15 protein-coding genes are annotated in these 13385 nt (G+C 47.8%); 7 read left to right on the top strand and 8 right to left on the bottom strand.

The window, feature by feature from the left end; all coding sequences use genetic code 11:
- Positions 1–98: 98 nt before the first annotated feature.
- The 3 genes from minE to minC are packed head-to-tail and all read right to left on the bottom strand — an operon-like array spanning position 99 to position 1900.
- On the bottom strand, positions 99–365 hold the full coding sequence (minE, locus tag ACJHYD_RS21160; RefSeq protein WP_001185665.1) for a cell division topological specificity factor MinE: 267 nt from the start codon (positions 363–365) through the stop codon (positions 99–101).
- A 3-nt stretch (positions 366–368) separates the two neighbouring features.
- Complete coding sequence (gene minD, locus ACJHYD_RS21165; RefSeq protein ID WP_000101055.1) at positions 369–1181, bottom strand: septum site-determining protein MinD; 813 nt, start codon at positions 1179–1181, stop codon at positions 369–371.
- 23 nt (positions 1182–1204) lie between these two features.
- Positions 1205–1900, bottom strand: a complete 696-nt coding sequence (minC, locus tag ACJHYD_RS21170) for a septum site-determining protein MinC (protein ID WP_000072536.1) — start codon at positions 1898–1900, stop codon at positions 1205–1207.
- A 519-nt stretch (positions 1901–2419) separates the two neighbouring features.
- On the opposite strand from minC, the gene ACJHYD_RS21175 reads away from it, so the two are divergent.
- Entirely contained in the window at positions 2420–2788 is a 369-nt protein-coding gene (locus ACJHYD_RS21175; RefSeq protein ID WP_001056861.1) for a YcgJ family protein, read from the top strand.
- Positions 2789–2890: 102 nt separating this feature from the next.
- Here ACJHYD_RS21175 and pliG read toward each other — a convergent pair whose 3' ends face one another.
- Positions 2891–3292: a g-type lysoyme inhibitor PliG gene (pliG, locus tag ACJHYD_RS21180; RefSeq protein ID WP_000695220.1), complete on the bottom strand. Its 402-nt coding sequence runs from the start codon at positions 3290–3292 to the stop codon at positions 2891–2893.
- Positions 3293–3532: 240 nt separating this feature from the next.
- Here pliG and ACJHYD_RS21185 point away from each other — a divergent pair, with 240 nt between their 5' ends.
- The 3 genes from ACJHYD_RS21185 to ACJHYD_RS21195 all read left to right on the top strand — a co-directional run bounded on the left by ACJHYD_RS21185 (position 3533) and on the right by ACJHYD_RS21195 (position 5095).
- Positions 3533–3826 carry a YcgL domain-containing protein gene (locus ACJHYD_RS21185; RefSeq protein WP_001295992.1) on the top strand — a complete coding sequence of 98 codons (294 nt, stop codon included), beginning with the start codon at positions 3533–3535 and terminating at the stop codon, positions 3824–3826.
- 71 nt (positions 3827–3897) lie between these two features.
- The gene (locus ACJHYD_RS21190; RefSeq protein ID WP_000284277.1) at positions 3898–4557 is read left to right on the top strand and encodes a fumarylacetoacetate hydrolase family protein; all 660 of its coding nucleotides are present in this window, start codon (positions 3898–3900) and stop codon (positions 4555–4557) included.
- A gap of 91 nt (positions 4558–4648) precedes the next feature.
- Positions 4649–5095 carry a YcgN family cysteine cluster protein gene (locus tag ACJHYD_RS21195; RefSeq protein WP_001306825.1) on the top strand — a complete coding sequence of 149 codons (447 nt, stop codon included), beginning with the start codon at positions 4649–4651 and terminating at the stop codon, positions 5093–5095.
- Between the two features lie 206 nt (positions 5096–5301).
- On the opposite strand, the gene hlyE is transcribed toward ACJHYD_RS21195, so the two are convergent.
- Positions 5302–6213 carry a hemolysin HlyE gene (gene hlyE, locus ACJHYD_RS21200; protein ID WP_001306826.1) on the bottom strand — a complete coding sequence of 304 codons (912 nt, stop codon included), beginning with the start codon at positions 6211–6213 and terminating at the stop codon, positions 5302–5304.
- Between the two features lie 371 nt (positions 6214–6584).
- Between hlyE and ACJHYD_RS21205 the strand changes: the two genes are divergently transcribed.
- Both ACJHYD_RS21205 and umuC read left to right on the top strand, forming a co-directional pair.
- Positions 6585–7004 (top strand): translesion error-prone DNA polymerase V autoproteolytic subunit, encoded by a 420-nt coding sequence (locus ACJHYD_RS21205; RefSeq protein ID WP_000897378.1) that lies wholly within the window; start codon positions 6585–6587, stop codon positions 7002–7004.
- Positions 7004–8272, top strand: a complete 1269-nt coding sequence (gene umuC / locus ACJHYD_RS21210) for a DNA polymerase V catalytic protein (RefSeq protein ID WP_001550982.1) — start codon at positions 7004–7006, stop codon at positions 8270–8272. The genes ACJHYD_RS21205 and umuC overlap by 1 nt, the downstream gene beginning before the upstream one ends.
- Positions 8273–8317: 45 nt before the next feature.
- Here umuC and dsbB read toward each other — a convergent pair whose 3' ends face one another.
- Positions 8318–8848 (bottom strand): disulfide bond formation protein DsbB, encoded by a 531-nt coding sequence (gene dsbB, locus ACJHYD_RS21215; protein WP_001550983.1) that lies wholly within the window; start codon positions 8846–8848, stop codon positions 8318–8320.
- A 145-nt stretch (positions 8849–8993) separates the two neighbouring features.
- Positions 8994–10535 (bottom strand): Na(+)/H(+) antiporter NhaB, encoded by a 1542-nt coding sequence (nhaB, locus tag ACJHYD_RS21220; protein WP_000406391.1) that lies wholly within the window; start codon positions 10533–10535, stop codon positions 8994–8996.
- Positions 10536–10756: 221 nt separating this feature from the next.
- Between nhaB and fadR the strand changes: the two genes are divergently transcribed.
- Positions 10757–11476, top strand: coding sequence for a fatty acid metabolism transcriptional regulator FadR (gene fadR, locus ACJHYD_RS21225; RefSeq protein ID WP_000234823.1), 720 nt, complete (start codon positions 10757–10759; stop codon positions 11474–11476).
- Between the two features lie 49 nt (positions 11477–11525).
- On the opposite strand, the gene ACJHYD_RS21230 is transcribed toward fadR, so the two are convergent.
- Positions 11526–13058, bottom strand: coding sequence for a SpoVR family protein (locus ACJHYD_RS21230; RefSeq protein WP_000190855.1), 1533 nt, complete (start codon positions 13056–13058; stop codon positions 11526–11528).
- Between the last annotated feature and the right edge of the window lie 327 nt (positions 13059–13385).

Genomic DNA, 13385 nt, shown 5'->3' on the forward strand with positions numbered 1-13385 from the left:
AGAATACTCGCCGCTCTTATCAAACGTGGATGAGGGGGATGAAAAACGCAAGGCAGAGATGACTCTGCCTTGAAGAGAAATGCGCTTTTACAGCGGGCCTATTTCAGCTCTTCTGCTTCCGGCAAGGTCACGTTCAGCTCAAGAATAGAAATATCGCCATCTTTTTGCTCAAGCTGTACGGTTACCATCTCAGGATCAATTTGTACGTATTTACAAATGACCTCAAGAATATCTTTACGCAACTGCGGCAGATAATGCGGTTCTGCATCGCTGCGACGGCGTTCAGCAACAATAATCTGCAGCCGTTCTTTTGCAATGTTGGCCGTGTTTTTCTTCCGCGAGAGAAAGAAATCGAGTAATGCCATAACTTATCCTCCGAACAAGCGTTTGAGGAAGCCTTTCTTCTCTTCTTCAATGAAGCGGAAAGGACGTTCTTCTCCCAACAGACGTTCTACGGTATCTGCGTAGGCTTTACCCGCATCGGCGTTAATGTCGAGAATGACCGGTTCACCCTGGTTAGAGGCGCGCAATACTGATTGATCCTCTGGGATCACGCCGACGAGTTTGATGCGCAGGATCTCCAGCACATCTTCCATGCTCAGCATGTCACCTCTGCTTACGCGGCCTGGGTTATAGCGCGTTAACAGCAGGTGCTCTTTAATAGGCTCTTCGCCATTTTCTGCGCGGCGTGATTTCGACGCCAGAATGCCTAAAATACGGTCAGAGTCGCGTACTGAGGAGACTTCCGGGTTGGTGGTAATAATGGCTTCGTCTGCAAAATAGAGTGCCATTAGCGCACCGGTCTCAATCCCTGCCGGGGAGTCGCAAACAATAAATTCAAAGTCCATCGCTTTCAGATCATCAAGAACTTTGGCGACCCCTTCACGGGTGAGGGCATCTTTATCGCGAGTTTGCGATGCCGGAAGAATATAGAGATTTTCAGTACGCTTATCTTTAATTAACGCCTGATTTAGCGTTGCATCGCCCTGAATGACGTTGACGAAATCGTAAACGACCCGACGTTCACAACCCATAATCAGGTCGAGATTACGCAGGCCGATATCAAAATCTATCACGACAGTTTTCTTTCCCTTCTGGGCCAAACCAGTGGCGATGGCCGCGCTGGAGGTTGTCTTACCAACACCCCCTTTGCCCGAAGTAACAACAATAATGCGTGCCATAGAAATTCCTTGTTAAAAAGGGATCAATTTAACGGTTGAACGGTCAAAGCGTTTTCGACTAACTGCAGTCGCGCCGCTTTGCCATAAAATTCTGCTGGGATTTGATCACTCAGCCAGTATTCACCTGCGATGGACACCAATTCCGCCATCAGGTTCGTACAAAATATTTGCGTTTCCCGGTCACCACTTGCCCCTGCCAGCGCACGACCGCGCATCATGCCATAGACATGAATGTTCCCATCGGCAATCAATTCGGCCCCAGCGCTAACGTGGCTTGTAACAATCAGATCACATTGTGGAGCATAAATACGCTGACCGGAACGCACCGGGGTATCTATTAAACGCGTTTTTGTGACCGGCGTTGTATTTTGCGCTGGAGCCTGCGGTGCGGGAGCTGGACGCGGCGCTTTTTCCTTTCCTTCCGTCAGGATAGGCAGCCCCATTTTTTCAATTTCGGCTTTAAGTTGCGCATCTTTGCAGCCACTTACGCCAATAACCCGCAAACCGGTTGCCGAAACCGCCTTATGCATCGCTGACCAGTTTACCGGGTCTTCCAGTGCACTGACGTTGAGTACAACGGGGGCATGTTTTAAAAATGCGGGGGCCTGAGCGATTTTGTCTTCCAGCGCCTGATGGATAACCTTAGGTTCTGCCTCATGCAGATGAACCACAGATAAAGTGAAGCTACTGCCTTTAAGCTCGATTGGCGTGTTTGACATCCTGGCCTTACTCAATTAGCTATTAATCATCGCCAGCGCGCGATGATGTTCCGAAGACTATAAGGCATGTTATAGTCTGGATTATATTGAGGCAAGTCACCCTCCCATTTATTCAGAGTAAAAGTCTATTCTGTGATAAATGGCGCTGATTCATAGCTTAAAAAATACCCTTGTCAATCAACCCATTGCCGTCGTACTTTTGATTCTTCTTATTTACGCTTCCTTTTTCCGCACCCTAATCGTGACAGCATCTCCAAACCTGTTTAAATATCCAGTATTGAGGCAAGTGTATTTTTTCACCACGCCAGGCTTTCTTAACTTTCCATTTTTTGCGGCATCATTAAAGAACAGATACCCGTTATCTTAATATCCGCCACAGAATTGCTCTATCATAGAAACCGCAGAAGACGTCTGATACTTCTGTCAGGTCATCGTAACTCGTCCAGGTCAGCGGTTTTGATTACGGATTGATGACGAAATGAGCATAAGTGTTGCACGGTTGGATTATCAGGATGTGCTATGAATATGATGCGTATTATTTATATCGGATTGTCAGGTGTGGGGATGATGTTCTCATCAATGGCGTCTGGACATGACGCTGGCGGACTTCAATCTCCTGCGTGTGGCGTTGTTTGCGACCCGTATATTTGTGTTAACTCAGATGGCATTTCCCCAGAGTTAACAAGGAAATATCTCGGCGAAAAAGCCGCTGAAAACTTACAATCAGTACAAGGCTACGATCCCAGCGAATTTACATTCGCTAACGGTGTATTTTGCGATGTTAAAGAAAAATTATGTCGTGATGATCGTTATTTTGGTGTGGATGGTAAGCGGAGTGGAAAAATCAATCAAACCACCACAAAGATGTTATTTATGTGTCGTGAGTGATGTCTTGTTTACATTATGTTCTATTCGTCATTAACCTCTTGAGCGACAGAGAGGAGTGGGGCGTTAACGTTTATGACGGGGAGAGTCCCCGTCGGTTGACATTTACTTAATTTGAATATCGACGTTATATTTTTTAGTTTTGTTTTTACGGGCGTCGTTTCGAGTTTGCAGCACTCGCAGCTCATATTTGCCAGAAGCAGGGAGTGAGTATTGTCCGTGACTATCGAGTTCTGGGGAATATCTGGATAAATCAACAGAATCATCGATTCCTGGCCCGAAGAGGTAAGTATCAGCGCCTTCATTAGAGATACTCACATGCACTTTCTGACCTTTTTTGGCATAAAAGGTATATGTATCGTAATCGTATCCCTTTATTTCGCCGGAGTACTGAGCGCTGCTATGGCCTTTTCTGAACTCAACATTGACATTCTTACCCGCAGCAAAGCTCGTGGAGGTTAGCAGTGCAAGCAATAATACAGCCTTACTGATGCTCTTGATTTTCATAGGTAGTCTCCTGTTCAGAATGAGTACGATGAACTGTTATAATATAACAATTCATCACAGGAGAATTCCAGTGGCTTTCCTGTGTTCGGTTAAATCCCGGCGCGGCATTTTTGCCGGGGGATCACTTATTAAGGGCGCATGGACTGAACAAACCGCAGAAATCTACAGCTGGCTGGCTTGTGGCGCGGGTTTCATTGATGTTAGCTTATGCCAAAACCTGGCATCTTAAAGAGTAAAAGTATGTTTTGTGTGATTTATCGAAGCAGCAAGCGTGACCAGACCTATTTATATGTCGAAAAAAAAGACGATTTTTCGCGTGTACCTGAGGAACTGATGAAAGGTTTTGGTCAGCCTCAGTTAGCGATGATTCTGCCGCTGGATGGGCGGAAGAAACTGGTCAATGCCGATATTGAAAAGGTTAAACAGGCATTAACCGAGCAAGGTTACTATTTGCAGTTACCGCCACCACCCGAAGATTTGCTGAAGCAACATCTTTCCGTCATGGGGCAGAAAACAGACGACACGAACAAATAACCGATATCCGGCGGTGGCATTATCTTTGTCGGCGCGGGTTTTCATATCCACGATAAGGTGAGGGGAACGTTATGTATCAACATCACAACTGGCAAGGTGCGCTGCTGGATTATCCGGTGAGTAAAGTAGTCTGTGTTGGCAGTAACTATGCCAAACATATTAAAGAGATGGGCAGCGCAGTGCCCGAAGAGCCAGTGCTGTTTATTAAACCAGAAACGGCACTGTGCGATCTGCGGCAGCCATTGGCGATCCCATCCGATTTCGGTTCAGTTCATCATGAAGTCGAACTGGCGGTATTGATTGGCGCGACGCTGCGTCAGGCTACGGAAGAGCATGTCCGTAAAGCCATTGCCGGTTACGGCGTGGCGCTCGATTTGACATTGCGTGATGTTCAGGGAAAAATGAAGAAAGCCGGGCAGCCGTGGGAAAAGGCCAAAGCGTTTGATAACTCTTGTCCGCTTTCCGGGTTTATTCCCGCGGCGGAATTCACCGGCGATCCGCAAAATACAACGCTGGGCCTGAGCGTAAACGGCGAACAACGCCAGCAAGGTACGACTGCGGACATGATCCATAAAATCGTTCCGCTGATCGCTTATATGAGCAAGTTCTTTACCCTCAAGGCCGGTGACGTTGTGCTGACAGGCACGCCTGATGGCGTCGGCCCGTTGCAAAGTGGTGATGAGCTGACAGTCACTTTCGATGGGCATTCTTTGACAACTCGCGTTTTGTAATACTTTTTGCCGCCTGAAAGCGGCGGCAAAACTTGCATCGCTGTGCCAGACTGGTTATAAGGTGCGTTTTAACGTAATGGCGGAACACCTGATGAGCGATGTACCTTTCTGGCAAAGTAAAACCCTGGACGAAATGAGCGATGCGGAATGGGAGTCGTTGTGTGATGGTTGCGGTCAGTGTTGCCTGCATAAACTGATGGATGAAGACACCGACGAAATCTACTTCACTAACGTCGCCTGTCGCCAGCTCAATATTAAAACCTGTCAATGTCGGAACTACGAACGTCGTTTCGAGTTTGAACCTGACTGCATTAAATTAACCCGTGAAAATCTGCCAACATTCGAATGGCTGCCAATGACCTGCGCTTATCGCTTGCTGGCGGAAGGTAAAGATTTACCTGCGTGGCATCCGCTGCTTACTGGTTCGAAAGCGGCAATGCATGGCGAACGTATCTCTGTGCGTCATATCGCAGTGAAAGAATCAGAAGTGATTGACTGGCAGGATCATATCTTAAATAAACCTGACTGGGCGCAGTGATAAATTTAATAGATGTTGATGGGGGCTTTCTTAATATACGTCTGGATACTCGCCATTTCGTAGCCCTGTTTTTGAAAGCGCTCTGTCATAATGAGAGTTACCCGATACCTTATTATCAACAGGTAACTCTCAATCTTTAAAAAACGGCTGTGTTTTTAAATGTGATAAACCTTATACCTGGAGTACATGGAGAGAATAATCGCTTATCAGACTTCAGGTACCTCAAAGAGTGTCTTTTTACCGTGTCTTTTCTGATACTCATTACAGGTGTTAATCATTTTTTTGGCCGCTTCTTTTAGCAAAGAAAGCATTAAATCATCATAATCAACGTAGAATCTGGTTGTTTCAGTTTCCGTTTTTATCTCCCCGATGGCGGCTATTTCGGTGGTTAATTTCAATTTGGCGGCATCGATATCTTTATTCGCTTGTTTAACCGTGTTAGACAGGGTGGTAAAGAAACTCTGCACAGATTTTAACTTGTTCTTCAATTCTGGGATCAGTTTCCCTTCAACTACGCCCGCAGCAATAGAATAGGAAATGATTAATCCAAATGGACCGGCGACGACACCGGCTGCGGCACCGGCATACGCTTCCTTCCTGATTTTATCTACCTGTGACTGGAAATAGCTGCTTTTTTCTGAAAAATCATTGGTTAACTGGCTATCTAACGCCAGCAGTTTCCCGGAAGCGTTGTTGAAACTTTGTGAGCTTACCAGCAGGGATTTTTGCGCTTCATTCAGCTTCGTGATGCCGTCATCCAGTACCTTAATGAGAATGTCTTTCTGGGCGGATGCTTTCTTCTCATTGTACTCATCAAATAGCAAAATATACGCTGCGAGCAATTGCGTCGCAACACCACACCATTCATACACCGTTTGGGTTGCTTCAAAATACTTATCCTGGCTATCCATAAGTAAGGTTTTAATATCGCCAACTAAAACGGAGGCTGCCTGTGAATACTCCTGTTTAAAGCGACTTAACTCTTTTATGGTTTCATCGAAGGTCTGCCAGGGGATGACCTGATCGAGATATTTATTATAAAGGTCTAATGCTCCATCTGCGGTTTCGATTGCGTTTTTAACTACCTCTACCGTTTTATCTGCAACGATTTCAGTCATAATCATTCGCCTCTTTAAATATATAAATTGTAATGAAACTCCTGTTTTACAACTATTAATGAATTTTACTTCATCTAATTCATAGTTAGGCGGGCGAGATGCGTCAATGTCTTTATTTCTATTAATATGATAAATATCAAACAATGTTTAATGTCATTATGGCGAATGCTTCTATTCTATTTTTAGCCGGGTGATATTTTTCATTTCTGCTGGATGAGCGTCGTCGCCAGAAGGCCGCGTGAGCACAGGATAAGAGAACGAAAAATCAGCAGTCTATGCAGCGACAAATATTGATAGCCTGAATCAGTATTGATCTGCTGGCAAGAACAGACTACTGTATATAAAAACAGTATAACTTCAGGCAGATTATTATGTTGTTTATCAAGCCTGCGGATCTCCGCGAAATTGTGACTTTTCCGCTATTTAGCGATCTTGTTCAGTGTGGCTTTCCTTCACCGGCCGCAGATTACGTTGAACAGCGCATCGATCTGAATCAACTGTTGATCCAGCATCCCAGCGCGACTTACTTCGTCAAAGCAAGTGGTGATTCTATGATTGACGGTGGGATTAGTGACGGTGATTTACTGATTGTCGATAGCGCTATTACCGCCAGCCATGGTGATATTGTCATCGCTGCTGTTGACGGCGAGTTTACGGTGAAAAAATTGCAACTACGCCCGACAGTGCAGCTTATTCCCATGAACAGTGCATATTCACCCATTACCATCAGTAGCGAAGATACGCTGGATGTCTTTGGTGTGGTGATCCACGTCGTTAAGGCGATGCGCTGATGTTTGCCCTCTGTGATGTAAACGCGTTTTATGCCAGCTGTGAGACGGTGTTTCGCCCTGATTTATGGGGTAAACCGGTGGTTGTGCTATCGAATAATGACGGTTGCGTTATCGCCCGAAACGCTGAGGCAAAGGCGTTGGGCGTTAAAATGGGCGATCCCTGGTTCAAACAAAAAGATCTGTTTCGCCGCTGTGGCGTGGTTTGCTTTAGCAGTAACTATGAGCTTTACGCCGATATGAGCAATCGGGTGATGTCGACGCTGGAAGAATTATCGCCCCGCGTCGAGATTTACAGTATTGATGAGGCATTCTGCGATCTGACCGGTGTGCGTAATTGTCGCGATCTGACTGATTTTGGCCGAGAAATTCGCGCAACGGTGCTACAACGTACCCATCTTACTGTTGGCGTGGGGATCGCCCAGACCAAAACGCTGGCTAAGCTTGCCAATCATGCGGCAAAAAAATGGCAGCGGCAGACGGGTGGGGTGGTGGATTTATCAAATCTGGAACGCCAGCGTAAATTAATGTCTGCTCTCCCCGTGGATGAAGTCTGGGGGATTGGACGGCGGATCAGCAAAAAACTGGACGCGATGGGGATCAAAACCGTTCTCGATTTGGCGGGTACAGATATCCGGTTTATCCGTAAACATTTTAATGTCGTGCTCGAAAGAACGGTGCGTGAACTGCACGGTGAACCCTGTTTGCAACTGGAAGAGTTTGCACCGACGAAGCAGGAAATTATCTGTTCCCGTTCGTTTGGTGAACGCATCACGGATTATACGTCGATGCGGCAGGCCATTTGTAGTTACGCTGCCCGGGCGGCGGAAAAACTTCGCAGTGAGCATCAATATTGTCGGTTTATTTCCACGTTTATTAAGACGTCACCATTTGCGCTCAATGAACCTTATTACGGCAATAGCGCGTCGGTAAAACTGCTGACGCCCACTCAGGACAGCAGGGATATCATTAACGCCGCTACGCGATCTCTGGATGCCATCTGGCAAGCGGGCCATCGCTACCAAAAAGCGGGCGTGATGCTGGGAGATTTCTTCAGTCAGGGAGTCGCGCAGCTCAATTTATTCGATGACAACGCACCGCCCCCCGGGAGTGAGCAATTGATGGCGGTAATGGATACTCTGAATGCTAAAGAGGGCAGAGGAACACTCTATTTTGCCGGGCAGGGGATCCAACAACAATGGCAGATGAAGCGAGCTATGCTTTCACCACGTTATACAACGCGAAGTTCTGATTTACTGCGGGTCAAATAAACATAGCGGCAGGAAAAAAGCGCTCCCGCAGGAGCGCTGAATGGATTAGCGACCGAACAGGTCACGTTTTTTCGCTTTAAACGGCTGGGAAATCACCACCAGCACCGCGACAAGCAGGTAAGCGATAAAAATACCGAGCAACCACTGCGGCATTTCCAGACCTAAAAAATCCCACTGACGCTCGGCGCAATCGCCAGAGGCGACAAACACTTGCGGCACCCATTTATCCAGCGGCAGCCATTCCGGGAAACGAACCATAAAATCACAGGTCGCAAACGGCGAAGGATAGAGCTGAAGCATGGTGTGCTCGTAAGTTAACTGCACACCGCGGAACGCACTATACAACCAGATAACCATCGCTACATAACGCAGCGGAGTTTTCGGGGCGATCGCGCCAATCAGCGCAGCACCCAGAACGCCGAATAATGCGCAGCGTTCATAAATACAGAGCACGCAAGGTTTCAGTAACATCACATGCTGGAACCACAGTGCCGTCAGTTCCAGTGCCAGAGCGGTAAACGCCATCAACAGCCACGCGCCCCGGCCTTGTGAACATTGGTTCAAAAATCGCAACATAATCATTTCCCTGCAATATGCATAGAGTGCGCAGTTTAAACCAATTCATTCGCTGCGCCACCAGGAGGCAGCAAAAATAGGACGCAATTGGACAATTATCGGGCGAAAAGGCAAACCGGGCATTTATATGCCCGGTAAGTTGTTATCAAAGCGTTGCTATCCAGCCCATTTGCATAAACCATTCGGTTACAGGGGCAAGCGTAAACTCGACGCAAAGTAGTCCGACGAGTGTCAGGACGAGGGTGTAAGGCAGGGCCATCCACACCATGCGGCCATAAGAGAGGCGAATCAATGGCGCGAGTGCAGAGGTCAGCAGGAACAGGAACGCAGCCTGACCGTTCGGCGTAGCGACAGAGGGCAGATTGGTACCGGTATTAATGGCGACCGCCAGCAGCTCGTATTGCTTCAACGTGATAGCGCCACTTTCCATTGCCGCTTTCGCTTCGTTGATATAAATCGTCCCCACGAAGACGTTATCCGAAATGGATGACAGCAGACCGTTGAAAATATAGAACAGCGACAGCTGAGCATGTTCCGATGCCTGCAACACAAACTGAATAATCGGCGAAAACAGTTGTTGGTCGATAATCACCGCGACTACCGAGAAAAACACCGTCAACAGTGCGGTGAATGGCAGAGATTCGGTGAAGGCTTTACCGATAGCATGTTCATCGGTGACACCGGTCAATGATGTCGCCAGAATAATGACTGACAAACCAATCAAGCCAACTTCCGCCAGATGCAACGCCAGCGCAGTCACCAGCCAGACGCCAATAATCGCCTGGACAATCAGACGGATTTTATCCTGACGGGTACGCTGGTGGCGGCTTTGATCGTCAAACTGTTGCAGTACTTCGCGGACTTTCTCCGGCAGCGTTTCACCATAGCCAAACCAACGCAGCTTCTCTACCAGCAGGCAGGTTAACAGGCCACAAATCAGAACCGGAACGGTCACTGGCGACATGCGCAGGAAGAAATCGCCAAAATGCCAGCCAGCCGCTTTAGCGATGATCAGGTTCTGTGGTTCGCCCACCATGGTCATTACGCCGCCTAATGCGGTGCCGACACCGGCATGCATCATCAGGCTACGCAGAAAGCCACGGAACTGTTCCAGAACCACTTTGTAATGCTTGTCGATATGACTATCGTCTTGCAGGTCGGTATCTTCGGTACGGGAAGAGGCTACGCGGTGATAAATCCCATAAAAACCGACTGCAACGCTGATCACCACCGCCACGACGGTTAAGGCATCGAGGAACGCGGAGAGGAACGCCGCCGCCACGCAAAAAGAGAGCGACAGCAGCATTTTGGAGCGAATGCTTAACAGCAAACGGGTAAATATGAACAGCAACAGCTGTTTCATAAAATAGATACCCGCCACCATAAACATCAGTAACAGCAAGACTTCAAGATTTGCCGCCACCTCTTCACGGACGTGTTCCGCGCTGGTCATGCCGATGAATACCGCTTCGATAGCCAACAGGCCACCGGGGAGTAGCGGGTAGCATTTCAGGGCCATCGCCAGAGTGAAAATAAATTCCGCTACCAGCAACCAGCCAGCGACGAAAGGGCTGATGAGGAAAATTAACGGATTTACGATTAAGAAAATGATGAGGGCGAGTTTGTACCAGTCGGGGGACTGGCCCAAAAAATTGCGCCATAACGCGCGGCCCCAGGAGATCTCCATGATGGTTTCCCTTACCTTACAAATAATCAATGATGTTTTTATGTTTAAACGCAAAGCTTAACGGTCAGGCAGGAGTGAGGCAAGTCTTGATAGTCAAGGGTAAAGAGATGCGGAAAATGAAGCCTTGATCCCTTTTTTCTTCTTTTTGTCTGCTATCAGCGTAGTTAGCCCTCTGGTATGATGAGTCCAACTTTGTTTTGCTGTGTTATGGAAATCTCACTATGGTCATTAAGGCGCAAAGCCCGGCGGGTTTCGCGGAAGAGTACATTATTGAAAGTATCTGGAATAACCGCTTCCCTCCCGGGACTATTTTGCCCGCAGAACGTGAACTTTCAGAATTAATTGGCGTAACGCGTACTACGTTACGTGAAGTGTTACAACGTCTGGCACGAGATGGCTGGTTGACCATTCAACACGGCAAGCCGACGAAGGTGAATAATTTCTGGGAAACCTCCGGTTTAAATATCCTTGAAACACTGGCACGACTGGATCACGAAAGTGTGCCGCAGCTTATTGATAATTTGCTGTCGGTGCGTACCAATATTTCAACGATTTTTATTCGCACCGCGTTTCGTCAGCATCCTGATAAAGCGCAGGAAGTACTGGCAACCGCTAATGAAGTGGCCGATCACGCCGATGCCTTTGCCGAGCTGGATTACAACATATTCCGCGGTCTGGCGTTTGCTTCCGGCAACCCGATTTACGGTCTGATCCTTAACGGGATGAAAGGGCTGTATACGCGCATTGGTCGTCACTATTTCGCCAATCCGGAAGCGCGCAGTCTGGCGCTGGGTTTCTACCACAAACTGTCGGCATTGTGCAGTGAAGGCGCACACGATCAGGTATACGAAACAGTGCGTCGCTATGGGCATGAGAGCGGCGAGATTTGGCACCGGATGCAGAAAAATCTGCCGGGTGATTTAGCCATTCAGGGGCGATAATCCCTTCCGTTTAAAAAGCAAACCCCTCAAACGAGGGGTTTTGTTGTTTTTACAGATTTCCCATTCTCGGCGGGCAACGTTCCAGCAACTCGACGCTGCCGTCTTCGTTTTGCTGTTCCAGCATTACATCAAATCCCCACAGGCGATGCACATGCTTCAGTACTTCTTTGCGCCCCCGATCTAGCGGTGCGCGATTATGTGGAATGTAACGCAGCGTCAGCGAACGGTCGCCGCGCAAATCCACGTTCCAGATCTGAATATTCGGCTCCAGATTACTTAAATTATATTGAGACGATAACCGGTTACGGATCTCCCGATAACCTTCTTCATTATGAATAGCGGAAATCTCCAGATAATTATGCCGATCGTCATCCAGCACGGTGAAGAAGCGGAAATCACGCATCACTTTCGGTGACAGGAACTGGCTGATAAAACTCTCATCTTTGAAATCACGCATCGCGAAATGCAGCGTTTCCAGCCAGTCGGAACCGGCGATATCCGGGAACCAGTATTTGTCTTCTTCCGTTGGCGACTGACAAATCCGTTTAATATCCTGGAACATGGCGAACCCGAGGGCATACGGGTTGATGCCGCTGTACCACGGGCTGTTATAGGGTGGCTGGAAGACCACATTGGTGTGGCTGTGCAAAAACTCCAGCATAAAACGTTCCGTTACTTTCCCTTCATCATACAGATGGTTAAGGATGGTGTAGTGCCAGAAGGTCGCCCAGCCTTCGTTCATCACCTGAGTCTGTTTTTGCGGATAAAAATACTGGCTCACCTTACGCACAATACGCAGAATTTCACGCTGCCATGATTCCAGCAGTGGCGCATTTTTCTCCATAAAATAGAGCAGGTTTTCTTGTGGCTCGGACGGATAGCGGCGCGCTTCAGCAACCGTTTTCTCTTCCTCGCGCTTCGGCAGGGTACGCCAGAGCATATTGACCTGACTTTGCAGATACTCTTCGCGACTTTTCTGCCGGGCTTTCTCTTCTTGCAGCGAGATTTTTTGCGGGCGTTTGTACCGGTCCACGCCGTAGTTCATCAGCGCGTGGCACGAGTCCAGAAGCCGTTCTACTTCATCAACGCCATAACGTTCTTCGCACTCGGTAATATATTTACGGGCAAAAATCAGATAATCGACAATCGAACTGGCGTCGGTCCAGCTACGGAATAAGTAATTGTTTTTGAAGAAAGAGTTATGCCCATAGCAGGCGTGTGCCATCACCAGCGCTTGCATGGTAATGGTGTTTTCTTCCATCAGGTAAGCGATACACGGGTTAGAGTTAATGACGATTTCATAGGCCAGTCCTTGCTGACCGTGCTTATACAGCCGTTCAGTCTCGATAAACTTTTTACCGAATGACCAGTGCGGATAGTTAATTGGCATGCCGACGCTGGAGTAGGCATCCATCATCTGTTCTGAGGTTATCACTTCAATCTGGTGCGGGTAGGTATCCAGCCGGTAGAGTTTCGCCACCCGGTCTATCTCTGCCAGATAAACATCCAGCAGGTCGAACGTCCAGTCGGGTCCATCGCTCAAACGTGTGGTGTCCTTATTCATAGAATCGATCGTCGCCATACGCGCACCTCATTGTTGTCGGCGCTCTCTGTGTGGAGCACCTCATTTCAAGCATAGAACACCTGTTAAAAACCGCGTCGCCGGAGAATTTTTTTCTTTGCGATTTCTTATTATCAGAGTGCCACTAATCCGCTTCTGAACGGAATTTTATGCTGGATAAAAAGGGCGTTCAGCAGGAGATACTAAAGACGTCATATTGCCGCAGAGTCAGGGAGATGTGAGCCAGCTCACCATAAAAAAGCCGTATGTTGAATAATATTTTCAACTGAGTTATCAAGATGTAATTAGATTATTATTCTTTTACTGTATCTACCGTTATCGGAGTGG

Source organism: Escherichia sp. WS1368 (assembly GCF_046487485.1).
Lineage (GTDB): Bacteria > Pseudomonadota > Gammaproteobacteria > Enterobacterales > Enterobacteriaceae > Escherichia > Escherichia coli.

Bases quoted from the DNA above. Each gene is read 5' to 3' on its own strand.
- minE (WP_001185665.1), bottom strand. From the start codon at position 365: ATGGCATTACTCGATTTCTTTCTCTCGCGGAAGAAAAACACGGCCAAC.
- minD (WP_000101055.1), bottom strand. From the start codon at position 1,181: ATGGCACGCATTATTGTTGTTACTTCGGGCAAAGGGGGTGTTGGTAAG.
- minC (WP_000072536.1), bottom strand. From the start codon at position 1,900: ATGTCAAACACGCCAATCGAGCTTAAAGGCAGTAGCTTCACTTTATCT.
- ACJHYD_RS21175 (WP_001056861.1), top strand. From the start codon at position 2,420: ATGAATATGATGCGTATTATTTATATCGGATTGTCAGGTGTGGGGATG.
- pliG (WP_000695220.1), bottom strand. From the start codon at position 3,292: ATGAAAATCAAGAGCATCAGTAAGGCTGTATTATTGCTTGCACTGCTA.
- ACJHYD_RS21185 (WP_001295992.1), top strand. From the start codon at position 3,533: ATGTTTTGTGTGATTTATCGAAGCAGCAAGCGTGACCAGACCTATTTA.
- ACJHYD_RS21190 (WP_000284277.1), top strand. From the start codon at position 3,898: ATGTATCAACATCACAACTGGCAAGGTGCGCTGCTGGATTATCCGGTG.
- ACJHYD_RS21195 (WP_001306825.1), top strand. From the start codon at position 4,649: ATGAGCGATGTACCTTTCTGGCAAAGTAAAACCCTGGACGAAATGAGC.
- hlyE (WP_001306826.1), bottom strand. From the start codon at position 6,213: ATGACTGAAATCGTTGCAGATAAAACGGTAGAGGTAGTTAAAAACGCA.
- ACJHYD_RS21205 (WP_000897378.1), top strand. From the start codon at position 6,585: ATGTTGTTTATCAAGCCTGCGGATCTCCGCGAAATTGTGACTTTTCCG.
- umuC (WP_001550982.1), top strand. From the start codon at position 7,004: ATGTTTGCCCTCTGTGATGTAAACGCGTTTTATGCCAGCTGTGAGACG.
- dsbB (WP_001550983.1), bottom strand. From the start codon at position 8,848: ATGTTGCGATTTTTGAACCAATGTTCACAAGGCCGGGGCGCGTGGCTG.
- nhaB (WP_000406391.1), bottom strand. From the start codon at position 10,535: ATGGAGATCTCCTGGGGCCGCGCGTTATGGCGCAATTTTTTGGGCCAG.
- fadR (WP_000234823.1), top strand. From the start codon at position 10,757: ATGGTCATTAAGGCGCAAAGCCCGGCGGGTTTCGCGGAAGAGTACATT.
- ACJHYD_RS21230 (WP_000190855.1), bottom strand. From the start codon at position 13,058: ATGGCGACGATCGATTCTATGAATAAGGACACCACACGTTTGAGCGAT.